The sequence below is a fragment of the Mesorhizobium sp. P2_A8 genome, assembly GCF_056404935.1.
Genome location: NZ_JBFUDB010000003.1, coordinates 234,292 through 257,358, shown reverse-complemented (window position 1 = coordinate 257,358; position 23,067 = coordinate 234,292). Strand labels below are relative to the sequence as shown.

At 62.8% G+C, this 23,067-nt stretch carries 17 protein-coding genes and 1 tRNA gene; 8 read left to right on the top strand and 10 right to left on the bottom strand.

The window, feature by feature from the left end:
* Positions 1–165: 165 nt before the first annotated feature.
* On the top strand, positions 166–2,124 hold the full coding sequence (locus tag AC1D10_RS10770; protein ID WP_477271388.1) for an acetoacetate--CoA ligase: 1,959 nt from the start codon (positions 166–168) through the stop codon (positions 2,122–2,124).
* A gap of 367 nt (positions 2,125–2,491) precedes the next feature.
* Here the strand turns inward: AC1D10_RS10770 and AC1D10_RS10765 are convergent, their stop codons facing one another.
* A complete protein-coding gene (locus AC1D10_RS10765; protein ID WP_477271386.1) occupies positions 2,492–6,370 on the bottom strand; it encodes a PAS domain S-box protein in 3,879 nt (1,292 codons plus the stop codon).
* 249 nt (positions 6,371–6,619) lie between these two features.
* On the opposite strand from AC1D10_RS10765, the gene AC1D10_RS10760 reads away from it, so the two are divergent.
* From AC1D10_RS10760 to AC1D10_RS10745, 4 genes are all read left to right on the top strand, one after another.
* Positions 6,620–7,078 carry a phasin gene (locus tag AC1D10_RS10760; RefSeq protein WP_477271384.1) on the top strand — a complete coding sequence of 153 codons (459 nt, stop codon included), beginning with the start codon at positions 6,620–6,622 and terminating at the stop codon, positions 7,076–7,078.
* 347 nt (positions 7,079–7,425) lie between these two features.
* Positions 7,426–7,502: transfer RNA gene (locus tag AC1D10_RS10755), tRNA-His, on the top strand.
* Between the two features lie 233 nt (positions 7,503–7,735).
* Complete coding sequence (locus AC1D10_RS10750) at positions 7,736–8,983, top strand: integrase (protein ID WP_477271382.1); 1,248 nt, start codon at positions 7,736–7,738, stop codon at positions 8,981–8,983.
* A 94-nt stretch (positions 8,984–9,077) separates the two neighbouring features.
* On the top strand, positions 9,078–9,224 hold the full coding sequence (locus tag AC1D10_RS10745; RefSeq protein WP_477271380.1) for a hypothetical protein: 147 nt from the start codon (positions 9,078–9,080) through the stop codon (positions 9,222–9,224).
* Between the two features lie 180 nt (positions 9,225–9,404).
* Here the strand turns inward: AC1D10_RS10745 and AC1D10_RS10740 are convergent, their stop codons facing one another.
* The 8 genes from AC1D10_RS10740 to AC1D10_RS10705 form a co-directional block, all read right to left on the bottom strand.
* Positions 9,405–10,505, bottom strand: coding sequence for a class II histone deacetylase (locus AC1D10_RS10740; protein WP_477271378.1), 1,101 nt, complete (start codon positions 10,503–10,505; stop codon positions 9,405–9,407).
* Between the two features lie 8 nt (positions 10,506–10,513).
* Positions 10,514–12,097 carry a GMC family oxidoreductase gene (locus tag AC1D10_RS10735; RefSeq protein WP_477271376.1) on the bottom strand — a complete coding sequence of 528 codons (1,584 nt, stop codon included), beginning with the start codon at positions 12,095–12,097 and terminating at the stop codon, positions 10,514–10,516.
* An 11-nt stretch (positions 12,098–12,108) separates the two neighbouring features.
* Positions 12,109–13,176: a branched-chain amino acid ABC transporter permease gene (locus tag AC1D10_RS10730; protein WP_477271374.1), complete on the bottom strand. Its 1,068-nt coding sequence runs from the start codon at positions 13,174–13,176 to the stop codon at positions 12,109–12,111.
* Positions 13,177–13,202: 26 nt separating this feature from the next.
* The gene (locus tag AC1D10_RS10725) at positions 13,203–14,090 is read right to left on the bottom strand and encodes a branched-chain amino acid ABC transporter permease (RefSeq protein WP_477271372.1); all 888 of its coding nucleotides are present in this window, start codon (positions 14,088–14,090) and stop codon (positions 13,203–13,205) included.
* Between the two features lie 4 nt (positions 14,091–14,094).
* Positions 14,095–14,817, bottom strand: a complete 723-nt coding sequence (locus tag AC1D10_RS10720; protein ID WP_477271370.1) for an ABC transporter ATP-binding protein — start codon at positions 14,815–14,817, stop codon at positions 14,095–14,097.
* The gene (locus AC1D10_RS10715; RefSeq protein WP_477271368.1) at positions 14,814–15,632 is read right to left on the bottom strand and encodes an ABC transporter ATP-binding protein; all 819 of its coding nucleotides are present in this window, start codon (positions 15,630–15,632) and stop codon (positions 14,814–14,816) included. The genes AC1D10_RS10720 and AC1D10_RS10715 overlap by 4 nt, the downstream gene beginning before the upstream one ends.
* Positions 15,633–15,700: 68 nt before the next feature.
* On the bottom strand, positions 15,701–16,999 hold the full coding sequence (locus tag AC1D10_RS10710) for an ABC transporter substrate-binding protein (protein WP_477271366.1): 1,299 nt from the start codon (positions 16,997–16,999) through the stop codon (positions 15,701–15,703).
* Between the two features lie 54 nt (positions 17,000–17,053).
* A complete protein-coding gene (locus AC1D10_RS10705) occupies positions 17,054–18,487 on the bottom strand; it encodes an amidase (RefSeq protein WP_477271364.1) in 1,434 nt (477 codons plus the stop codon).
* A gap of 131 nt (positions 18,488–18,618) precedes the next feature.
* On the opposite strand from AC1D10_RS10705, the gene AC1D10_RS10700 reads away from it, so the two are divergent.
* Positions 18,619–19,587, top strand: coding sequence for a LysR family transcriptional regulator (locus AC1D10_RS10700; protein WP_477271362.1), 969 nt, complete (start codon positions 18,619–18,621; stop codon positions 19,585–19,587).
* A gap of 209 nt (positions 19,588–19,796) precedes the next feature.
* Here the strand turns inward: AC1D10_RS10700 and AC1D10_RS10695 are convergent, their stop codons facing one another.
* Positions 19,797–21,011, bottom strand: coding sequence for a LacI family DNA-binding transcriptional regulator (locus AC1D10_RS10695; protein ID WP_477271360.1), 1,215 nt, complete (start codon positions 21,009–21,011; stop codon positions 19,797–19,799).
* Here AC1D10_RS10695 and AC1D10_RS10690 point away from each other — a divergent pair.
* Together AC1D10_RS10690 and AC1D10_RS10685 are read left to right on the top strand one after the other, a co-directional pair.
* Positions 20,998–22,215: a CaiB/BaiF CoA transferase family protein gene (locus tag AC1D10_RS10690; protein WP_477271358.1), complete on the top strand. Its 1,218-nt coding sequence runs from the start codon at positions 20,998–21,000 to the stop codon at positions 22,213–22,215. The genes AC1D10_RS10695 and AC1D10_RS10690 overlap by 14 nt on opposite strands.
* On the top strand, positions 22,215–23,045 hold the full coding sequence (locus AC1D10_RS10685; protein ID WP_477271356.1) for a 3-ketoacyl-ACP reductase: 831 nt from the start codon (positions 22,215–22,217) through the stop codon (positions 23,043–23,045). Before AC1D10_RS10690 ends, AC1D10_RS10685 begins: the two co-directional genes overlap by 1 nt.
* Positions 23,046–23,067 lie beyond the last annotated feature (22 nt).

Genomic DNA, 23,067 nt, shown 5'->3' with positions numbered 1-23,067 from the left:
CCGACGGGTGTAACTCCATTCGTCACTACGACTTAGGGCTGACGCATTTCAAGTCTTTATGGCCCGGCGATGGCATTTGCGCACATCTGGTCGCATCGACCGAACAAAATCTTGCTCTGCTGCGCTGCGATATGCATAAGCGGTGGCGACCGTGGAGGAACGATCATGGCTGCCGAAGTACCGCTCTGGACCCCGACACAAGACCAGATTGATGCAGCACCCTTGACCGCTTTCATGAGGGCCGCGGCAGTGAAAGCCGACGGTGCGGTTTCTTCGTATTCGGAGCTTCATCGCTGGTCTGTCGAGGACCGCGAGGGGTTCTGGAGCCTGGTCTGGGATTTCTGTGGCATCGTCGGCGACAAGGGCGGACCCGTGCTTGTCGATGGCGACAAGATGCCAGGCGCCTCCTTCTTCCCCGAAGCGACGCTGAACTTCGCCGAGAATCTTCTGAGGAAGACCGGCTCTGGCGAGGCCATCGTGTTTCGCGGCGAGGACAAGGTCGAGCGCCGGCTGTCGTGGAACCAATTGCATGCGCTGACTTCGCGCCTACAGCAGCTCTTCCTGTCGCTCAAGGTCAAAAAGGGCGACCGCATCGCGGCCATGATGCCCAACATGCCGGAGACCGTTGCCGCCATGCTGGCTGCCGCCTCGATCGGTGCGGTCTGGTCGTCCTGCTCTCCCGATTTCGGTGAGCAGGGCGTGCTCGACCGTTTCGGCCAGATCGAGCCGGTCGTCTTCATCGCGCCCGATGGCTACTGGTACAATGGCAAGGCGATCGAGGTCGCCGACAAGATCGCGGCGGTTGCGGCCAAGCTTGGCACTGTCCGCAAGGTTCTGGTCGTCGACTATCTCGGCACCTCGAGCGATGTCGCTGACACTATCGACACCGCGGTGGCGCTGGAGGAGGCGCTGGCGCCTTTCGCCGTCAAGCCCGTCAGCTTCGAGCGGGTGCCGTTTTCGCATCCGCTCTACATCCTGTTCTCGTCGGGAACGACCGGCATTCCCAAATGCATCGTCCATTCGGCCGGCGGTACGCTGATCCAGCATGTCAAGGAACATCGGCTGCATGCCGGTCTCACCGACGGCGACCGCTTCTTCTACTTCACCACCTGCGGCTGGATGATGTGGAACTGGCTGGTTTCGGGGCTCGCTTCAGGTGCGACGCTGCTGCTTTATGACGGCTCGCCCTTCTACCCCGATGGCAATGTCCTGTTCGATTTCGCCGATGCCGAGAGGATGAATTTTTTCGGCACCTCGGCCAAATTCATCGATTCCGTGCGCAAAGCCGGTCTCAAGCCGATCCGCAGCCATGATCTGTCGAGCGTGCGGGCGATCTCGTCCACTGGGTCGCCGCTGTCGCCGGAGGACTTTCGCTTTGTCTATGACGGCATCAAAAAGGATGTCCATCTGGCCTCGGTCTCCGGCGGCACCGATATCGTCTCCTGCTTCGTGCTCGGCGTGCCGATTGAACCGGTCTGGACCGGCGAGATCCAGGGCCCCGGCCTCGGCCTCGCCGTCGATGTCTGGAACGACGATGGCAGACCGGTTCGGCAGGAGAAGGGCGAACTGGTCTGCACAAAGGCGTTTCCAGCGATGCCGATCGGCTTCTGGAATGATCTCGACGGCAAGAAGTACCAGGCAGCCTATTTCGAGCGCTTCGACAATATCTGGTGTCATGGCGATTTCGCCGAATGGACCATGCATGGCGGCATGATCATCCATGGCCGTTCCGACGCGACGCTCAATCCGGGCGGTGTGCGAATCGGTACGGCGGAGATCTACAACCAGGTCGAACAGATGCCGGAAATCCTGGAGGCGCTGTGCATCGGCCAGGATTTCGACAATGACGTGCGCGTCGTGCTGTTCGTGCGGCTGGCCGCAGGCGTGCAGCTCGGCGAGGATCTCGAAAAGCGCATACGGGCGAAAATCCGCAGCGGGGCGAGCCCGCGGCATGTGCCGGCAAAGATAGTCGCTGTCACCGATATCCCGCGCACCAAGTCCGGCAAGATCACCGAGCTTGCGGTGCGCGACGTCGTCCACGGCCGCGCCATCAAGAACAAGGAGGCGCTCGCCAACCCCGAGGCGCTGGAGCTGTTCAAGAACCTGCCGCAACTGGCCGAGTGACCCAACGCATGTCGCCCAAAAGTGGCCCCGGTTTTGGGACAACGACATGCACAAAAACAAAGACCTAAAGCGCGTCGCATGAAGTGGGTTCAACGCGACCAGCTTGGGCCGCATGGTTAACCAAATATGTCGCGAGAATTTACCTAGATTTCATGAGTGGTACACATTCGTAAATTTTTTGGCAGCTCGGTAAGGAGTTGTTAAGGCCCGGCGTCGATAGTCGCACGTAACTTGAGGGAGAAATCCCGTTCCTCAGCCCCCGAGGATCTGAATTCGCTCAAGCCCCGTTGTGACAGCAATCCCATCTCTTAAGGCGTCCTTTTGGGCGCCTTTTTTCTTTGCCCGCTCGAGCTTTCCTGGAATTGCTCTATTCCGCGAGCACGCGGGTCGACGGAAAAGCGACCTCGACCAGAGTTCCTTCTCCCGGTGTCGAGTTGATGGTGAACCGGGCGCGGTTAGCCTCCACCATCGCCTTGGTCAACGGCAGTCCAAGGCCCGTGCCGTCGCCACGTCCGCGCTTCAGCGCGTTGATCTGCTTGAACGGCTTCAGCGCCTGTTCGATCTCGGTCTGGCTCATGCCGATGCCGGTGTCGCGCACCCGCATGACGACGTCGCCCGATGTCTCATAGGCGGTCGAGACGATCACCTGGCCGCCGGCCTGGGTGTAGCGAACGGCATTCGACAAGATGTTGAGCGCGATCTGGCGCACGCTGCGCAGGTCGGCCACCACTTCCGGCAGCCGCGAAGCGAAACTCGAGCGGATGATGACGCGTTCGCGGTTGGCCTGCGGCTGCATCATCGCCACGGTCTCGGCCAGCGTGTCGTTGAGCGACACCGCCTCGTAGGCCATCTCCTGCTGGCCGGCCTCGATTTTCGAGATGTCGAGCAGGTCGTTGACGAGGTCGAGCACATGGTTGCCCGAGCGGTTGATGTCGCGCAGATAGTCGCGGTAGCGGTCATTGGCCACCGGCCCGAATTTCTCGTCGACCATCAGTTCGGAAAAGCCGATGATGGCATTGAGCGGCGTGCGGATTTCGTGGCTGATGCGGGCGAGGAAATCGGTCTTCTGCGAGGACGCGCGCTCTGCCACCGCGCGCGCCTGGGTGAGGTCCTCTTCGGCCCGCTTCCACTGTGTGATGTCGCGCACGACGGCACAGAAGCCGCTGTCATTGGGAAGCCGGCCGATGGTCATGAACAACGGGATGAAGCGCCCCTGCGCCTCGCGCCCGATCACTTCGCGGCCGTCATTCATGACGCTCGCCACGCCGGGCTCGGACAGTCCGTTGAGATAGTCGCGCGCCGCGCGCTGGCTTTCGATCGCAAACAACGAGGCGAACGGCTTGCCGGTCACTTCGTCGCTGTCGAAGCCGAACAGCGCTTCGGCCGGCCGGCTGATCGAGCGGATGGTGCCGTCACGGCCGATCAGCACGACGCCGTCGGTGGCGGTGTCGATGATGGTGCGCATCTCGGCGATGCGTGCCTTGAGCTCGGGAATGTCGGGCTGCGTCTGGTCGTCGCCAACCATATGCACGGCCGCCGGCGCCTCATCCTCGCCGGCGCGGCGCACGACCAGCATCAGCGCCTTGCCGTCGCGCCAGGGGACAGAGCGCAAAATGGCCTCGATCGGAAATTCCTGTCCATCATGCGTCTTCAGCCGCAACGCATGATCGGTGCCGTCGGAGGCGCCGTCGTCGGCGTAGGGATCGGCAAACAGCGCGCCGAGGCCGCCGGCATCCGCCAGGTCGTCGAGCGCCTCATAGCCGGTCAGGTTGAGGAATTCCTCGTTCGCATAATGCAACTGGTCGCCGGAATGGATGAGCAGCGGCACCGGCAGCTTGCTGAGAAGCGAGGTATCGGGAGCCTTGTGCTCATCGCCGGCCGAAAAGGCCGACGGCACAAATCCTTCGGCCTTGAGTGGCGGCACTTGCAGGCGTTGGCGCTCGACGCGTGTCCCGGCGGCGTCGGTTGTGCTGGCGGGTTGCTCGGCGGACGCAACCGCCTGCTCGTCAGGTCCGGCGGCTTCCTCGTCGGGCTGCGCCCAATCTTCGCTTTCCTCGGCATCGCGAAAATCGGCCGATGTCATGCTGTCGTGATCGACGGTGTCATGTGTCGTATCAGCGGCGACGGGCTCGGTGCCTTCTGGTTCCGTGGCTACCGATTCGGAAACCGGCGCCTGGTCACTGTTGTCCGCGACCGGGCCGCGTTCGTCATCGCGATCGGCATAGGCGAGCAACGAGCCTTTCGCATTAGGCAGTGCATCGGAGGGCTCCCCATGAGCCGCGTCGCCCGGGTGACCGCCGTCAAGTCGCGCCAGATCCGCCTCGTCCTCGGCATCGGTCTCGGATGGCTCGGCCAACGCCGTTTCGGTCTCCGGCTCTGCCGCGGGGATTTCGCCAGCAGGCGTCGGCTCCCCGTGCGCGGCAGCAACGGGTGCTGACGGAATCTTGCCGACTGCCGGGACCTGCGTGGTAGGCACCTCCGCCACAGCTTCAGCAGGTGTCTCCGTCGCCTGTTTCCTGGGCTTCTCGGCCTCCGGCGGCTCGGCCGGGGAACTGTCCTTCTTCAGCCGCTCGCCGATCTCACGGAACGCGCTGCGCTCCAGCGTCGACAGGCCCTTGTCGTTGGCTGGCTGGCGATGTTCAGCCAGCCGGATCACCTTGTCGGCAAAGCGCCGCTCCGGTTTCGGCACGATGGTCAGCGCCGGCACCTCGCCCTGGAACGGGTCCGACGCCTTCGGTTCCTCGGGATTGGATTCTTCGGCCTTCGACTGTTCGGGCGCGGGTTCGATGGCTTGCGGCTCCTGCACCGCTGGCGCCTCGCCGTTGGGCACCAGCGCCATGCCGATCGCTTCCGGATCGACGACCGCATCACTGGCGCGGGCAACGCCAAAGCCACGGAAGCCTTCAAAGGCGCGGCTGCGGCCATAGACCGGTAATGCCGCCAGGTCGACAGGTGTCTTCAGATCGGTGCCGGCGATCGGCCACAGCACGGAGCGGCCGGACCATGTGTCGCGCCGCTCCAGCAGGCCTGCGATCTCGCCGGAGGGGTCGAGGCCGAAGGTGGCCGCGACATCCCTGAAGCGCCGGCCGATCACATCGGCGGCCGGCTTGCCGACGATGTCGGCAAATTCCGGGGACAGCGCGCTGAACTTGCCCTCGGCATCGGTGCGCCAGACGAAGCGCAGTGGCGCCGCCGTGCGGTCGATCGATCGCGCGACCGGGTGGTCGACGGGGACGGCGGCCTTGCTATCGTGCTGCGTCGGATCTTCCGCCGCATCCTCCTCGCCGGCGTGGAAGTACCAGTGATCGTGCTGCGCCAGCGTACCGCCTGTAGTCCCCGGGTCGCTATCCGCCGTCTCCGCGGGCTGCCCGGCTGTGTCGGCACTCTCAGGCGCCGCCGGCATCGAAATGGTCTCGGCGGCTTCCGCAACGCTCGGTTCGTCCACGGCCGGGAGTTCGATGTCGTTTGCCGGTCTGTTGTCCTGGTCCGGTTCCGGCTGGGCAATCATGCTTTCCGCAGCTGCCGTTTCTACCCTTGCCGGCGCCTGCGCTTCCGCGACTCTGTCATCGGCAGGGGCCGAGTCGTCGAGTTGGTCCTCGTCGATCACCACCAGCAGATGCCGTTCCTCGGTCAATCTTGCCAGCCCTGCCGGATAGGAGGCTGTGCCGCCGGGGACGAGGCGCTTGACGATGCGGTCGCTCTCGGCTGCCACGTCGGCGACCAGCGCGGCCAGCGTCTCCGGCAAGATGCCCAGTGCCGAGAATCCTTCCGAGGCCGCCTCGATGTTACCGCTGGCATCGACAAAGGCGATGAAATGGCCGTCTTCGGTAAGGCCGCTGATGGCGCGAGCGGCGATTTCGCCGGCACTGCGCGAGCCCGTCTGCGCCGCTGGAACTGCCAGCATGATGGCTTTTTCTGCGTCCGGCATGCTCACGGCACTTGCCAGGAAGCCGACGGCGCGGCTGGTCATGCCGGTTGCCAGCCGCACCGTTATGGCGCGGTCGCGGCCGATCTCGGGAAAACCGCTGGTCGCCATGATCTGGCGTCTGGCGATCAAGGGCAGTTGCGCCGAAGCGCCGATGATGGCCTCGATGTCGGGATAACCGAACGCGGCGGCTCCCGGCCCATTGGCCCAGATCACCTGCTCCAGATCCGCCGACAGGATCGCGATCGCGTCGCCGGCGGCAAAGCGCTGGCGGACTGCGTCGAGCACGGCGACGTCGAGGAAGGAATATTCGGACGGCATGCGCTTGGCGAACCCTCACGGAGCGGCGAATTTGCAGTTAACGCTTTGTTAATAAAAGCCGGCGGCGCGAAGGTCCACAAGCCAGAACGTGCAAAGGCTGGATTTTGAGCTCTTGGTTAACGGCCCAAAAGAAATTTATGGTGCACCGCAACAAAGATGTTGCAATGCACAAAATTTGCCTTTATATTGCCATCATACATGAACGAGACGGCTTTCTGTCAAAGCCGCTGACGCTGAAAAGGATGGAAAATGTCCAGGACCAAAACTGCCGACACGATCGAAAACGTTGAGTTCCCGAGCTTCGACGCTTCCAAGGCCACCGACCAGATGCGCGCTTTCGCCGAAAAGGGCGTCGAGCAGTCGAAGGAAGCCTATGCCAAGCTGAAGACCGGTGCCGAGGAGACCCAGAAGGCTCTGGAGTCGACCTACGAGACCGCCAAGACCGTTTCCAGCGACCTGTCGCTCAAGACCATTTCCGCTCTCCGCGCCAATGCCGAGGCCGGCTTCTCGCATCTCGAAGCCCTGATCGGCGCCAAGTCGCTGTCGGAAGTCATCGAACTGCAGACTTCTTTCCTGCGCAAGCGCGTCGAGACGACCGTCGAGCAGGCCAAGGACTTCCAGGCCGTCGCCTCCAAGGCAGCCGAGGACGTCTCCAAGCCGATCAAGACCGCCTTTGAGAAGGCGATGAAGGAAATCAAGGTTGCCTAACATTTACGCATGATCTGAGGATGCAACAAAAGGTCGCATTTTCTTAAAAACGATCAGGCGTATGATGGTAGCCATCAAGGAATACCCGGTGGGCGGAACCTCCTCCCTCTGCTCCCCGGGGTGACCAGCCAGCACCTCCTCCCGCTGGCTCGTAACAGGAAAAGGCCGGCACCTCCTCCCGCCGGCCTTTTTCTTTGCCCGGTGAAAAGTCGATGCCGTTGTGGGGAAGCGACCTTTGCCCAGCAAAAGTCTTGAATTAAGATCCATTAGCCCGTAAGGACGCATCGCCGAACGACAGAGCTGGCCATGGAGAGAGAACTTTCCACTTGGTCCGGCTCGGTAAACGTGCCGTTGTAGCTCAGATGGTTAGAGCGCCGGATTGTGGATCCGGAGGTCGCTGGTTCGATCCCAGCCAACGGTACCATCGTCTTTTCCTATAAAGCATTGAATTTGTTATAGAATTTTGAATTGCCAATAGGCGATCTTGCGAGTGATTCCTATTTTGTGTTACCTATTGTGATACAAATGGTGGCTTTAGAGACGTGGGAAGACGACGCGAAGAGCATGATCCTGACCGCTTCCTGCAACTGAGGGGCGATCATTTTCCACTACTACCGGCGGGTGCCCAGAGAGGTCAGGGACCTCGACGAGCGTGGCGTGTTCGTGCGTCGCGCCCTCGACACTACTGACCGCATCAAGGCGCGCACCGCCCGAGATTTCCACGAGGCTGCTGACAATGCTTTGTGGGCTTCGTTGATGCTGGGTGAAAATCCACAGGCGGCGCGTGTCCGATACCGCCAAGCCATCAAGCGCGCCGAGTCGGTGGGATTCATCTATCGGCCACTCGCTGAGATCCTGGTCGCCGAGCCGCTCGATACGATCCTGCAACGGGTCGAGAGCACAATAGGGGAGCCTGCCAAATCAACATCTGTCGACGCGGTCGGCGGCGCAGTCGCCCGCCCTGACGACAAGATATCGGAAGCGCTGAAGCTGTATTTCAACGAGATTGCTCGCGACGAAATCCGCACCAAAAGCCCTGACCAAAAGAAGCGCTGGAAGTCAAAGCGCGAAATGAGCGTCGATGTCTTCATTGGTCTGATCGCCGATAAGCCGATGAGCGAGATCACGCGCGACGACGCGCGAGCGGTGCACAAGTATTGGCTGGACCGAGTTGCGCCCGAAAAAGGGCGAGCGGACCGTTCGGCATCGACAGGCAACCGAAACATGGGCAACCTTCGAACCCTCTACGCCGACTACTTTCGCCATCTCGGTTTCCCCGAACAGAAAAACCCGTTCGCCGATCTGTCATTCACGGACAAGTCGAAGCGCAGTCGGCCGCCGTTCCCGACCGATTGGATTCGCGACAAGATATTTGCGCCTGGCGCGCTTGCGACACTCAATGATGAGGCGCGGGGAATCGTGCTTGCCTTCGCTGAGACAGGAGCCCGGCCGAGCGTGCTCGCGAACCTGCATGCCGGTGTCATCCATGTTGACCACGAGGTGCCGCACATTTCAGTCGAGCCGCGCGACGATCCGGACGATCCACGAGAGATCAAGACCGCCTCGTCGGTGCGCAAGGTGCCGCTGGTCGGCGTGGCGCTTGAGGTGTTCAAAAAGCATCCTAGCGGCTTCCCACGGTACAAGGATCGCGAGGCGTCGCTGTCAGCCCTGCTCAACAAGCACTTCAAGAGCTACAATTTGTTCCCGACTGATAATCACACCGTCTATTCGCTGCGCCATTCATTCGAAGACCGCATGAAGAACGGTAGGCTGGACGAGGAGCTTCGGCGCATGCTGATGGGCCACACGATCGATCGTCCGAAATACGGCGAGGGCGGTGACATGAAGATGTGGCAAGAGGAACTTATGAAGATCGTGTTGCCGTTCGATCCTGGGATTGTATGACACGTTGGCGCACTGCGGCGAGGCGTTCTTCCTTCGCTCGATGATCCTGCAGGGCGCGTTCCAAGTGGTCGTATAGCGGGAGCCATGCCTCACCATGGTCGCCTCGCGCCACGATGATCTCGGCGACGCGGTCGAGCGCTCGCTCTATCCGCTGTGCTGTGACTGGTCGAGGCGTGGGCGAGTATCGCCTCACGGCTTCGCCTTTCCGCAAGGCCATGAATGCAGCATGCCTTATGCGTAGGCGGACTTTCCTGGTGCAGTGAAGGCCTGCGTTCGGCTCGGGCTGTAATCTGCGGCTGCGACCTGAATATGGGAAACACTCTTTGCTCGTCGGGGGTTGGTAGCGGGAGAGCGCATGTGTGAGATTGGGCGCCGGTGGGTCTTGAGATCGTCTCATTGGCAGATCGTCCTAATCAGAATTCTAGGCGATGCCGCCCAAAAGTTCCTCCGCCCTGGAAACAGCGGCCGCCTGATGCGGCTGTAAGGGCTGGCCGGCGTAGCTTTCGAAGACCGGCAGGAACGGGTCGTCGATATGCGTCCTGATTCCGGACAGTTGCTCCATCACCGCCAGGCCGCAATAGGGAACGGAGGAGGCCGAATAGCCGCCTTCATGCGACATCATCAGGCGCCCGCCGCAGAGGTCGTCCGCCGCCTGCATCAGCATCCGCGTCATGTCGCGGTAGCTGCCGCTATGCAGCATCATGCGCCCCAGCGGATCGGCCGCCGAGGCATCGAAGCCCGACGGCACGACGATGAGATCAGGCTTGTAGCGATTGAGCGCCGGTAGCACGACGCGTTCGAAGACGGACATATATGCGCCGTGGCCGCAGCCCGCCGGCAGCGGCACGTTGATGTTGTAGCCTTCGCCCTTGCCCTCGCCGCGCTCCTTGTGAAGACCGCTGTCATGCGGATAGAGCCCGTCCTGATGGATCGAGATGGTCAGCACCGACGGGTCCGAATAGAATGCGGACTGGGTGCCGTTGCCGTGATGAACATCCCAGTCGACGCTGGCGACCCGCTCGAAGCCATGTTTGGCACGGTTCTTCAGGATAGCGACCGGAACGTTGCCGAACAGGCAAAAGCCCATGCCTTGCGCGCGCTCGGCATGATGGCCCGGCGGCCGTACCAGCGCATAGCCATTGTCGACATCGCGGCTCAACACCGCATCCATCACCGCCGCCGTGCCACCGGCGGCCAGACAGGCGATCTCGTAGCTGCCATGGCCGAAGGGGGTGAGATAGCTCGCATCGCCGCCGCGCCCATCACTGAGCAGCTTGATGCGGCTGATGTAGTCGCGGTCGTGAAACAGGGCGAGGTCGTCCTCGTTCACCGCGACGGAGGCGATCCTTGACAGTTTTTCGGTCAGGCCTGAAACCTCCATCAGATTGCGGAAGCGGCGTTTCGTGTCGGCATTCTCCGCATGCTCGCCCGGCTCGATGGTCAGGCTCGGCTGAAAGAACTGCGCGGCGTTGCCGGTCTCGTGCCAGAGATACAGCTCGTGAAAATTCCATCCCGTCGTCATCTCGTGCCTCATCCCGCCAGGATCATCGACGCGGCGCGTTCGGCGATCATGATCGTCGGCGCGTTGGTGTTGCCCGAGACCATTTTCGGAAAGACCGAGGCGTCGGCGATGCAAAGCCCGTCCAACCCATGAACCTTCATCGACGCGGGATCGACGACGGCCATCGGATCGGTGCCCATGCGGCAGGTGCTGGTCGGGTGATAGAGTGTCGTGCAGTGGCCGCGAATGTAGTCGGCGATCTCGGCGTCGCTCTCGCATTCGGCGCTCGGCGTGATTTCGCCGACGAGCATTTCGGCAAGCGGCGATTGCGCCGCGATGCGGCGGCTGATGCGGATGCCTTCGACCAGCGTGGCGATGTCCGAACCATCCTCGTCGCTGATGAAGTAACGCGGGTCGATCGCCGGATACTCGATCGGATTGGCTGAGCGCAGGCGGATCTCGCCGCGGCTGTCTGGCCGCTGCAGCGTGGTGTGCAGCGTGATGCCGGGCCTGGACGAAAGGAACCGAACATAATCGCGATGCGGGCTGATGGCGCCGTAAAGCTGCAGGTCCGGCTCGATATCGGGCCGGCTCTTGACAAACCCTCCCGCCGCCACCCAGGGCGAGGAGCGCGGACCGCTGCGCGACGTCTGCCATTCCTCGAAGTCGCGCTGTAGCGTCTCGTCGGTCCAGGCACCGACGCCGATCCTGTCCTTGGTATAGAAGGTGATCGGAATGTTGATGTGGTCCTGCAGGTCCTTGCCGACGCCGGGCAGGTCGTGGACGGGCGCTACGCCGACGCGCGTGAGTTCGTCGGCCGGGCCGATGCCCGAAAGCAGCAGCAACTGGCAGGTGCCGATCGAGCCCGAAGACAGCACCACCTCTGTGTCGGCGTAGGCGGTCTCCGGTTCGCCATTGACGAGATAGCGGATGCCCTTGACCCGGCCCTTCTCGACGATCAGGCCGGTCGCCAGCACACCGGTCCTGATCACCAGGTTGGGGCGTTCCCGCGCCGGGCGCAGATAGGCCTTGCCGGTGCCCCAGCGCTCGCCGTTCTTGATGGTGAATTGGAAGAGGCCGACACCTTCCTGCTCGACGCCGTTGAAATCGCGGTTGTGTTTGTAGCCGGCGGCCTTGCAGGCCTCGATCCAGGCAAGCTCGTTGGCATCGACATGCGCGACATTGCCGATATGTAGCGGCCCGTTGGCGCCGTGCAGCGGGTCGTTGCCGAGTTCGGCATTGCTTTCGCTGGCCTTGAACACGGGCAGCACGTCTTCCCAGGCCCAGCCGGGGCAGCCCATGGCGGCCCAGCCATCGTAGTCGGACGGCAGGCCGCGAATATAGATCATGGCATTCAGTGCGCCGGAACCGCCGATCATCTTGCCGCGCGGCCAGAACACCCGCCTGCCGCGGCAACCGGCCTGCGGCTCGGTATAGTAGCCCCAATCCACGGCTGTGTTGAACATGGTCGGCCAGTCCGAGGGCACGTCCGAGGCGAGCGGCGCCTCGCGTCCTGCCTCCAGCAGCAACACCTTGCGGGCAGGATCGGCACTGAGGCGATTTGCCAGCACGCAGCCGGCCGAGCCGGCACCCACTATGATCGTATCGAACATCGTTAAGTCTCTCACTTTCCGGCCGGGGCCGGGCTTTGCACAATGTTGCTCACTGCTGGCTTGCTGTCTGGGCTGGCGCGACGGCGCGCGAGCCAGTGGACGAGATCGCCAAAACGGCCGACCAGCCCCTTGGGCATCAGCACCACCGACAGCGCAATGATCAGGCCAAGGCCGAGCGTGCGGAACTCGCCGCTCTCGCGCATCAGTTCGTCGGCCAGCACTAGCACCACCGTCCCGACCAGCGGTCCCCAGAACGTGCCGACGCCGCCGACCACGACGATGGCGATAATGAACATAAGTTGCGACATCGACAGCACACCGGGGCCGATCGCCTGGAAATGCGCGGCATAGAAACCGCCGGCCAGTCCGGTGAAGAAGGCGGAGATGCCGAACACCAGAAGCTGCGCCTGGAAGCGGTTAACGCCGCGCGCCACCGCATAGCCCGGATTGTCCTTCAGCGCCCGGAAGGCAAGGCCGATCGGGCTTTTGACGATCGCGTAGGTGAAGACCATCGTCAGCGCGAACAGCACCGCGATGATGGCGTAATTGCCGACCAGCCACTGCGCCCTGAGCAAGGCCCTGGTGCCGAGATCGCCGAAGCGGGCAAAGCCGACGGCGCCGCCGGTGAACTGGCGGCAGACGGAGCCGACCATGACGAAGCAGTCGGTGTCGGTGACGATCAGCAGATACATCGTCTGGGCGATCGCCAGCGTCAGCAGCGCCACATAGACGCCAGTCAGGCGCAAGCAGGCGAGGCCGACGACCAGCGAGAACAGCACCGCGCCGAGCGCGCCGGGCACAAGGGCGGCCCAGACGTTCCAGCCGAAATAGAAGCAGAGCATCGCCGTCGCATAGCCGCCGAAGGCGAAGATCGCCATTTGTGCCAGCGAGAAGATGCCGGAGAAGCCGAACAGGAGGTTCCACTGCGAGGCGATCGTCGCATAGAACAGCGCCAGCACGATCTGGCCGAGGATGTAGCGGCTGTCGACCATGAACGGCAGCGCGATCGCCGCCGCGATCAGCATCAGGCTGATGGCAAGATCAGTCCTGGCCGCGCGGGACATGGAGGAACGGGACATGGGACGTGTCTCTGTCATGATGCCGCTCACATGCGCCGGATTTCGGCGTGGCCGAAAAAGCCGGACGGCCGCCAGATCAGCACGGCAATGACGACGAACAGCAGCGATGGAAAGCCCCACCTGGCGCCCAAGGCGTACTGGACGAAGGATTCGAGCAACGCCAGCCCAAGTGCTGCTGCTATGGCGCCCGGCAGATTGCCAAGACCGGCGACCACGCACATGATGAAGGCCTTCAGCATCGGGTCGTTCCCGAGTGGCGGCGACAGTTGCGTCATCGACGAGACCATGACGCCACAGATGCCGGCGAGCGCGCCCGACAGCATCAGCACCTGCAGGTAGACGCGGTTGACGGCGACGCCCATGAGCTGCGCCGCGTCGCGGTTTTGCGCCGTCGCCCGAATCGCGCGGCCCATCCGCGTGCGGCCGAGCGCCGCCGAGACGACCACCATCATGACGACCACCACCGCGATGATCAGAAGGTTTTGCCAGGGCAGCGTCAGCGGCCCCAGGCGCAAGGCGCCGGCAATCGAAACCGGCTGCTTCAGCGGCTGCCCGCCATAGGTCAGGAGGATGGCATTCTCGAGGGCGATGCCGATGCCGACCGTGGCGATCATGACGTTGGCTTCGAATGTCGATTTGTCGTTCTGCAGGAGATTGCGAACGATCGCGAAATAGAGGATGGCGCCGGCCAAAGCACCCGCGACGATGGCGCCGGCGAAGCCGATCGCGATCGGCAGGCCGAGCGAGGTGATCACCGTGAAGGCGACATAGCCGCCAAGCGTCAGCATCGCCGCATGGGCCATGTTGAGCATGCCCATCGACCCCCAGACCAGCGACAGCCCGACCGTCGCCAGCGCATAGAGCGCGCCCGAGGTGAAGCCGGCGACGAGAATGGCCATGAGAACGTCGGTCATGGCGTCAGCCTCCGAGATAGGTTGCGAGGAGTTCGTCGCGCGCCATCAGTTCGGCGGGCTTGCCCGACCAGACGATGGCGCCGTCGTCGAGCAGATGCAGGCGGTCGGCGAGATCCTCGACCCGGGCCGGGTTCTCCTCCACCAGCAGGATCGTGCGTCCAGCCTTGCTCAGTTGCGAAATGACGCCGTAGACCTGATCGATGATAAGTGGCGCGAGGCCGAGCGACGGCTCGTCGATCAAAAGGATGCGCCCGCCCATCATCAGGCCGCGGCCGATGCCGACCATGCGCCGTTCGCCGCCCGACAAGCTCGAGGCGATCTGGTTGCGACGGTCGGCAAGCTTCGGCAGAAGCGCGTAGACCTCGTCCAGACGGCGCGCGATCTCGGCCTTGTCCGGCGCCAGATAGGCGCCCATCAAAAGGTTTTCGAGCACGCTCATCTGCGCGAACAGCATGTCGCCCTGCGGCACGTGGGCGACGCCCAGCATCGCGGTCTCATGCGGCTTGCCCAAGAGGCGCTGGCCGTCAATGCTGATTTGCCCGCCGCGCAGCGGCACCAGGCCGGAGATGGTCTTGAGCAATGTCGATTTGCCATGGCCGTTCGGGCCGACGACGGTGACGAATTCACCGGCACGGACGGTCAGCGAAATGCCCTTGAGCACGTCGAGCCCGTCATAGCCCGACACGATGCCGTCGAGCTGCAGGACGGGCGGTTTTGCGGCCGTCATTGCGCCCCCTCGACCGGATTCGTTGCGGCCTTGTCGTCGAAGAATTTCTTCAGCCGTTTCTGCGTGCCCTGGCCGAGATAGGTTTCGACGACGGTCTGGTCCTCGGCGACTTTGTCCGGCCGGCCTTCGAAGATCACCTTGCCATGGTGCATGATGATCACGCGGCTGGAGAGCGCCAGGAGAAAGCGCATGACATGCTCGATCAGGACGATGGTCAGTCCCTGGTCGCGCAGCTTCAGCACCATCGCCATGATCTGGTCGATCTCTGCGACGTTGAGCCCGCCGACCGGCTCGTCGAGGAAGAGCATTTTCGGCCGGGTGGCGATGGCGCCGGCAATCATCAGCAGCTTGCGGTCGAGCACCGGCAGCCGCGCCACGGTCTCGTCGGCCTTGGCCGCAAGCCCGACGAAGTCCAGCGCCTCGATCGTTGCCTGCCGGACATCCTCGCCGAGGCGGAAGCCGGCCAGCCTTCGCCGCTGCCGGCCGAAATAGGCGGCGATCTCGATGTTTTCGCGAACGGTCAAGCTGTCGAAGGCGGCATTGAGCTGGAAGGTGCGGGCCATGCCGAGTTGGCAGATGCGGTCGGCCGGAAGTGCCGAAATGTCGGTGTCGCCGAAATGCACCCGGCCGCCACTGGCCGGCGTGATCCCGGTCACCACGTCGAAGAAGGTCGTCTTGCCGGCGCCGTTTGGCCCGCCAATGCCGACGATCTCGCCCGCATTGACCACCATCGACACGCCGTCGACGGCGGCCAGCGAGCCGAACCGTTTGACCACACCGTCACAAACCAGCATCGGACCAGCGGCCTCAGTCATATTTCTCACCCAATGGCCGGTCGGGCACAGGGCCCGGCCGGTGTCGTTGGTTTCTTTTTCGCGTCCGGTCACTTGATCCATGGCGGCAGGATGAAGCTGTCCGTGGCATAGAGCGCCGGCGCGATCAGCTTCGGATCGGTCTTGTAATCCTGATGCTGCAGGAACTGGTGCGGCATGCCAAGCGACGGATCGGCCACCTGCGTCGGATAGCAGAAGGCCGATTGGCCCGCCGGATCGGCCCGATAGGTGCCGTTGACCCCGCGATAGACCAGGCGCTTCATCGCATTGGCCACCTTTGTGGTCTGCTCCTTGTTCATCGGTTCGCCTGGACCACCGGCGATTGCCGCGGCAAGCGCCCACATCCACAGGCCGTCATAGGTCTGCGATCCCGTGATGTAGGCCGAGTTCGGACCGAATTTGGCCCGGTAGCTCTCGCGAAACGGCTTGGAGAAATCGTCCGGCAGGCAGCCGATCACCGTCGAATAGACGACGCCGTTGACCGCCTCGCCGCCGATCTCGCGGAAAGCCGGCAGCGATGGTCCGTACTGCATGTAGATCAGGCTGTTTATCGGCTCGGCGAGGAACTGGACCATGAACTGCGCCAGGTCCTGCGGCAGGAAGTGCGTGACCAGGATCGCCGCCGGCGGGTCCTGGCGGAGTTTCGCCAGCGTCGGTCCCCACTGGTTGGTCGGGAACGGAACGGTTTCGAACAGGCTAACCTCGAAGCCGTATTCGGCGGCCTTGTCGCGGATCGCGTTGGCGATGACGATCGAATATTCGTTGGCCGAGGGGATGATGGCGATCTTCTTGTTGGGCGCCTTCCATTTGCCGTCCGCGGCAAGCGTCTTGAGGAAGTTCAGGCAGCCCGGTCCATACCAGAACTCCGGCGGATCGCCCTGGAAGGAGCTGTAATAGCGGGCAGGGTCGGTCTTGAACTTCTCATTGTGCGAAATCAGCGTGTTGTAGTGCATCATGATGACGTCGTTGTCGGCGGCGACGTCCATCTCGATCATGTTGGTGCCGAGATTGTAGCCATTGATGATGACCGGCGCCTCGAAGCGGTCGATCAGGCGCTGCATCGACTGGCTGACGAGGTCGGCGCCCATTTCCTTGGTGTCTTCGATGTGGATCTCGACAGGCCGGCCGAGAATGCCGCCCGCCGCATTGATCTCCCCGGCGGCAAGTTCGAGACCGTTCTTGAACTCGATGCCGTCGGCCGCGGCGATGCCGGACATCGGCAGGGCCGAGCCGACCGGGATGGGCTTGGCGTCCTGGGCGATCGCCGCAGTGTTCATGTCGGCAAGAAGCGCGGCACCGGCCGCACCCGCGCCGACCACGCCCTGCAGCATTGCACGTCTGTTCATCATGGCAAAGTTCCCCTTTTTGGCGTTGGTTAGAGTCTTTTCTTCATGCGAAATCTTTCACACCAGATCTTTCTGGCGAAACGCGTGGGTCATGGGCACGAAAGCGGCTTCCAGGTCGGCTGCCGCCGAAAGCACGCGGGCATCGTCGCCGCGCGCGCCGATGATCTGGAAGCCAACGGGCAGGCCCGCCTCGGTCATGCCGCAAGGGATGACGCAGGCCGGTTGCTGGCTGAGATTGATCGGGTAGCTGAACGCCGCCCATTCGATCCATCGCGAGAGGCCGCTGCCCGGGGGCACTTCAAGGCCAACGTCGAAGGCTGGAATCGATGTCCCCGGCGAAACGATGAAATCATAGTCATCCAGGAGCCGGTCCATGGCGGCGCCGAATTCGGCGCGCTCCAACTGTGCGGCGACGAGCGTCTGGACGTCGAACGCCGCCCCCGCCTGCGCGATCTCCAGGAAGCCCGGATCGATGCCCGCCCGTTCGCTCGGCGGAACCAGCGCCAGCCGCGCCGCGGCGCCGGTGAACCAATGATGCTGGAAAAGATCGAGAAGATCGCCACCCGGAAGATCAATCGGCTCGACCGTCGCGCCGAACGCATCGAGATACGTCAAGGCATGAGAGACGGCGGCGGCGATCCCGGAATCCAGCGCTCCTGACGGCGGCTTCGACCAGTAGCCGATCCGGGCGCCCTGCAAAGTGTCTTCGATCCGGCCAAGCGGCGCCAGCGTTCCCACGCCCTGCTGCCAGTCGCTGATATCGCGGCCGGACATGGCGTCGGCCATGACGGAAAGATCGGGCGCTGTCCGCGCCATCGGTCCGATATGGGCGACGGTTCCGAACGCGCTGGACGGATAGGCCGGCACGCGGCCGAAGGTCGGCTTCAATCCGGCGATGCCGGTGAACGAGGCCGGGATGCGGATCGAGCCGCCGCCATCGGTGCCGAGATGGAAGACGCCAGCGCCGGTGGCGGCGGCCACCGCCGCTCCGCCGGAGGAACCGCCGGGCGTCTTTTGCGCATTCCAGGGATTGCGCGTGATGCCGCAGAGGCCGCTGTCGGTGATCGCCTTCCAGCCGAATTCGGGCGTCGTCGTCTGCCCGATGAACGCTGCGCCCGCTCTGCGCAGCAGGGCAACGGCGGGGGCATCCTTGTCATAGGCGGCGGAAGTCGTCGTCCTGCTGCCGTAACGCACGCTCCAGCCCTCGGCCCAGACGATGTCCTTCAGCGTCGTCGGTATGCCGTCGGCCGCCGACAGCGGCTCGCCTGCCCGCCAGCGTTTCTCGGAAGCACCTGCGGCCGCGAGCGCACCCTTGCGGTCGATCATGGTGAAAGCGTTGAAAAGCGGATTGATCGCTTCGGCGCGAGCCAGCGCCGCCAGCGTCACCTCGACGGGCGACAGCGATCCAGCGCGGTAGGCGGCGTTAAGCTCCGCAGCACCCAGGCGGCACAGCTCATCGGCGTCGGCAATGGGAGACAGCCCATTCGGCATACAGTTCGAACCCCTCACTCCATGGCCGCTCTTCCGGCAGCCTTGTCAGCCCGGGCAATCTGGCGGGTTTTTTCATCACCATAAAATGTATTGTTGTGGGGAATATTCGCTATTTAATGTAACAAAGAGCCATGAACCTGACCATCCGGCAGTTGCGCTATGTCTGCGAAGTCGCCAGCCTTGGCAGCGTGCTGGCGGCCTCCAGATCGCTGTACATCTCGCAATCCTCCATCCTCGCGGCGATCACTCTGGCCGAGGCCGGGATGGGGGCACGCATTTTCGACAGGCGGCCGGCGCGCGGTGTCTCCATCACGCCGGCCGGCCAACGCTTCGTCGCCGCCGCCCGCATCATGCTGGCGGCGGAAACGGAGTTCAACCGGTCGATCGGCGACCTCAACGGGCGCGTGCCGAAGGTCCTGCGCATCGGCTGCTTCGAGCCGTTCGGCGCGCTGTTCATGCCGGAGATGCTGCGCAGCTACCTCGACAGCGTCGGCGATGTCGAGATCGACCTTGTCGAGGCCGACCAGGTCCAGTTGCAGGAACGGCTTGTCGCCGGCCAGATCGATCTGGCCATTCTCTACGACATCGGTCCAATTGGCATCGACAGCGTCACCCGCATCTGCAGGGTACCGGCGCATGCCGTGCTCAATGCGGACGATCCCCTTGCCGCGCGCGACGGCATCTGGCTGGCGGAACTGGCGGCACGGCCGCTGGTGCTGCTCGACCTGCCGCACACGGCGACTTATCTCCTGACCCTGTTCGACGTGCTGGCGAAACGGCCGGAGGTGCGCTTTCGTACCCGCTCTTACGAAACGGTGCGCTCGGCCGTCGCATCCGGCTTCGGCATGGCCGTCCTCAACATGCGGCCGATCGGTCGCGCCACCGCCGATGGCGAGGAGATCGTTCGAAGACCAATCCTCGATGAGCTGCCGCCACCGACGCTGATCGTCGCCGACATGTACGGTTCGGCAAAGCCACTCTTCGTGCGTGTCTTCATCGACATGTTCCATCGCTTTTTCAGCGTGGTGGGACCGTCGGGCTTTTCGGTGACGACGCCGGAGCGCGAACCTTTTCTGCTGGTCGCCAGGGAGGATGGCTGAGCGGCCCTGGTGTTGCGAACGTTACAGGGCTAGCGTTGCAACCTTAGCGCTCATTTTTCAAAGCCGCTATTTTGCTCTTCGACCGAACTATCGACTCTCCGACCAGTGAACTCGGATCGTGGTCTACCGTCCATGAGTTGCTGTCGATGGAAACGGGCAGTCTCCGCAGTGCTTTCGCATCATGTTCCAGACGGTCTTAAGCGATCATATTAGCGTCTGACGACGGCAGTGCTTTCCCTGACAATCAGTCTGATGGCGAGCTCGCGTTGTCTAAGATGCAGTCGCTGCGAGGGTGAAGCGAGGATATAGTCGGCAGCAATGCGCCCCATATCGCGTGCAGGTACTTCCAGCGTTGTCAGTTCGGGTGAGGTCAGCTCAGCGATCTCCAGATTGTCGAAACCGAATATCGAAACCTCTTCGGGCACAGCGACACCTGCGGTATGGCAATATTTTATCGCACCGGCGGCCAGGATATCGCTGCCGCAAAATACAGCCGTGGGTCTCGCTGTGGTATCCATCAGGCGTTTCATGCAGGTGCGGCCGTCGTCCAGTCGGTAGGCTCCCTCGACAACCGGAACGATGCCACGGTCGATGCCTGACCGTTCAAGTTCATTCAAGAAGCCGTCGCGTCGGCCTGCCGCGCGATCATTGTCCTGAGTGATGCCGGCGATCATCCCGAATTTTGTGTGGCCGAGGTCGAGCAGGTAACGTGCGGCCGTTCGCCCTGCCTTTTCGTTGTCGAACCCCACCGCCGCACCCGCCTCGGTCGCTTTCGACGTGTAGGTATAAACGTAATTGATGCGCTTCTGCTCGAACATGGCCAGCGTTGCTGGCCGGTGCGTTGAGCCGACAAGCACCACAGATTCGACCCCGCGCTCGACCAGCAGACGTGCCTGCTCGTATTCATGATCGATGTCGTAGCCGGAGGTGTTGATGATGAGCGAAACGTCTTTTTCGGAAAGCCGCGCCTGAAGTCCATCGACCATCGTGGCATAGATAGCGTGGTCCAATGTGGGGATGATCGCGCCGACCAACCTTGTTCGGGTCGACCGCAGCGCCCTGGCGGAACCATTTGGCACATAGCCGAGATCGCGCGCCGCTCGGACAACACGATCCCGCACGACCTCGTTCACGTTGGGGTTGCCATTGAGCACGCGGGAGACGGTGGCCGGCGAACAGTTCGCAAGCCTGGCCACGTCAATCAACTTTGCGCCGCCATCCTCGATATCCATTGAGCCTCGAATCCGACGGTTTCCGAGAAACCGTTTTCCAGATGACACATTTTTTTTCAGAAGGCTACACCATCTCTTTTTGACAAAGCCTTTCAAATTAGGCTTGACAGCTATGAGAAAAGCCGTGAAAACGATTTCACAAATGCGCAACTCATAGCGCAGCGCCAAGGGAAGAGAAATGCTCAGCGGCATCAAAGTTGTCAGCTTCTGCCATTTTCTGCAGGGTCCTGCCGGTGCCCAATATCTTGCGGATATGGGTGCGGATGTCATCAAGGTTGAACCCATCGATGGCGCTCATGAACGCCGCTGGTCGGGGGCGGACGTCTATGTGGAAGGGATCAGCGGCTTCTATCTCTGCGCCAACCGCAACAAGCGCTCCATCGGAATTGATCTGAAGAGCACCGAAGGCAAGCAAGTCGCCCGGCGCCTGATCGCCGGCGCCGATGTGGTGATGGAGAATTTCCGGCCGGGTGTATTCACCAAACTTGGCTTTGACGAGGAAACGCTCCGCGACATCAACCCCAATCTGATTTTCGCTTCGGCGAGCGGTTTTGGCGCAACCGGGCCGATGGCGATGAACCCCGGCCAGGATCTCCTCGCCCAGGCGCGCTCGGGTCTGATGAGTGTCACGGGAACTCCAGAACGTGGCCCCACGCCGGTCGGTGCGGCGATCGTCGACCAACATGGCGGTGCACTTCTGGCGATGGGCATTCTGGGTGCATTGGTGCGCCGCTTGCGGGATGGCAAGGGGACTCGCGTTGAGGCAAGCCTTATCAACTCGGCAATCGACCTGCAGGGCGAGGCGCTGGTCAATTACTTCGCCGGCGGCTTCAGCCGCGAGGTGCTGAACCGCGAGGCGAATCTGGCGACGTGGTTCCATGCCGCGCCCTACGGTGTCTATCCTGCCTCAGACGGCCATGTGGTGGTGTCGCTTTGCGATTCTTCCGTGCTGGCCGAAGCGCTCGACAGCGACGGTCTGCGCGAGGTAGTCGGTGTCGACCGATACGTCGAACGCGACGACTATGCTCGCCGGCTGGCCAGTGCCACGGCCCGGTTCGCGGTGGCCGAACTCGCCGAGCGCTTTGACCGCCATGGCATCTGGTGGGCGCCCATCAATTACTATGACGATCTGCTGGGCGACGCGCAGCTCAGCCACGCGCAAGTGTTCCGGCAGGTGAACGTGCGTGGCCGAACGATCCACCTGGTCAACCATCCCAACCGCTACGACGGCGAGGTGCCGGCGCTGCGATACCTCGCTTTGGAGATCGGCGAGCACACGCACGAGATCCTGGACGAGCTTGGCTATGCCGATGACGAGGTGCAGCGCCTGCTGGCGTCAAAGGCCGTGGTCGCTTCGCGTGAAAAGGGTGATGGCATGGCAAGGAAGGCGTCGTGATGCTGGACCAAGCCTCTTCCACAGCAAGCGCCTCCGGGATGCCTGAAAAGCCGGCATCCCTCAACCGCGGACTTGCCATTGTGACGGGCGGCCGTCGCGGCATCGGGCGGGCCATCTGTTGTGAACTCGCGCAGGCGGGTTTCGATATCGCTGTAGTCGACATAGTCGACGATGAGAATGCCAGCGAGACCGTCAACCTTGCCCGCACGCACGGACGAAATGCCGCCTTTTATCGCAAGGACATATCCAAGACCTCGGACAATGCGGCGTTCATAGAGCGCATCGAAGCCGATCTGGGGGGGACCACTTGCCTGGTCAACAACGCCGGCGTCCAGGTTTCCGTGCGCGGCGATCTTCTCGATGTTACCGAGGAGAGTTTCGACCGGCTCGTCGGCATCAATCTGCGCGGCACGTTCTTCTTCACCCAGGCCGTAGCTCGCGCGATGATTTCCCGGCCCCAAGCCCGGCTCGAACGGTCGGTGGTGACGATCACCTCTGCCAACGCGGGGTTAGTCTCTCCGGAAAAGGGGCCGTACTGCATATCCAAGGCCGGACTGTCGATGGCTTCCCAGCAATTCGCCATTCGTCTGGCGGATGCAGGCATCCGGGTCCACGAGATTCGCCCAGGCCTGATCCAGACCGATATGACCGCCGACGTCTACGATAAGTATTCGGGGCAGGTCGAGGCCGGACAGGTCTCGGCGATCAGGCGGTGGGGGCAGCCGGAAGACATCGCCCGCGGGGTGGCGACGCTGGCCGTCGGCGGGATGCCATTCAGCACCGGAGATATCTACCACATCGGCGGCGGCATGCAGATGCATCGCCTGTGAGCTTTTTTTGAGGAGCCGAGAA

What these genes read in the sequence shown, in the direction of transcription:
- AC1D10_RS10725 (WP_477271372.1), bottom strand. Translation starts at nt 14,090, where the DNA reads ATGACCGACGTTCTCATGGCCATTCTCGTCGCCGGCTTCACCTCGGGC.
- AC1D10_RS10700 (WP_477271362.1), top strand. Translation starts at nt 18,619, where the DNA reads ATGAACCTGACCATCCGGCAGTTGCGCTATGTCTGCGAAGTCGCCAGC.
- AC1D10_RS10730 (WP_477271374.1), bottom strand. Translation starts at nt 13,176, where the DNA reads ATGTCCCGTTCCTCCATGTCCCGCGCGGCCAGGACTGATCTTGCCATC.
- AC1D10_RS10715 (WP_477271368.1), bottom strand. Translation starts at nt 15,632, where the DNA reads ATGACTGAGGCCGCTGGTCCGATGCTGGTTTGTGACGGTGTGGTCAAA.
- AC1D10_RS10760 (WP_477271384.1), top strand. Translation starts at nt 6,620, where the DNA reads ATGTCCAGGACCAAAACTGCCGACACGATCGAAAACGTTGAGTTCCCG.
- AC1D10_RS10710 (WP_477271366.1), bottom strand. Translation starts at nt 16,999, where the DNA reads ATGATGAACAGACGTGCAATGCTGCAGGGCGTGGTCGGCGCGGGTGCG.
- AC1D10_RS10735 (WP_477271376.1), bottom strand. Translation starts at nt 12,097, where the DNA reads ATGTTCGATACGATCATAGTGGGTGCCGGCTCGGCCGGCTGCGTGCTG.
- AC1D10_RS10770 (WP_477271388.1), top strand. Translation starts at nt 166, where the DNA reads ATGGCTGCCGAAGTACCGCTCTGGACCCCGACACAAGACCAGATTGAT.
- AC1D10_RS10685 (WP_477271356.1), top strand. Translation starts at nt 22,215, where the DNA reads ATGCTGGACCAAGCCTCTTCCACAGCAAGCGCCTCCGGGATGCCTGAA.
- AC1D10_RS10765 (WP_477271386.1), bottom strand. Translation starts at nt 6,370, where the DNA reads ATGCCGTCCGAATATTCCTTCCTCGACGTCGCCGTGCTCGACGCAGTC.
- AC1D10_RS10740 (WP_477271378.1), bottom strand. Translation starts at nt 10,505, where the DNA reads ATGACGACGGGATGGAATTTTCACGAGCTGTATCTCTGGCACGAGACC.
- AC1D10_RS10695 (WP_477271360.1), bottom strand. Translation starts at nt 21,011, where the DNA reads ATGCCGCTGAGCATTTCTCTTCCCTTGGCGCTGCGCTATGAGTTGCGC.
- AC1D10_RS10720 (WP_477271370.1), bottom strand. Translation starts at nt 14,817, where the DNA reads ATGACGGCCGCAAAACCGCCCGTCCTGCAGCTCGACGGCATCGTGTCG.
- AC1D10_RS10690 (WP_477271358.1), top strand. Translation starts at nt 20,998, where the DNA reads ATGCTCAGCGGCATCAAAGTTGTCAGCTTCTGCCATTTTCTGCAGGGT.
- AC1D10_RS10705 (WP_477271364.1), bottom strand. Translation starts at nt 18,487, where the DNA reads ATGCCGAATGGGCTGTCTCCCATTGCCGACGCCGATGAGCTGTGCCGC.
- AC1D10_RS10745 (WP_477271380.1), top strand. Translation starts at nt 9,078, where the DNA reads ATGGTCGCCTCGCGCCACGATGATCTCGGCGACGCGGTCGAGCGCTCG.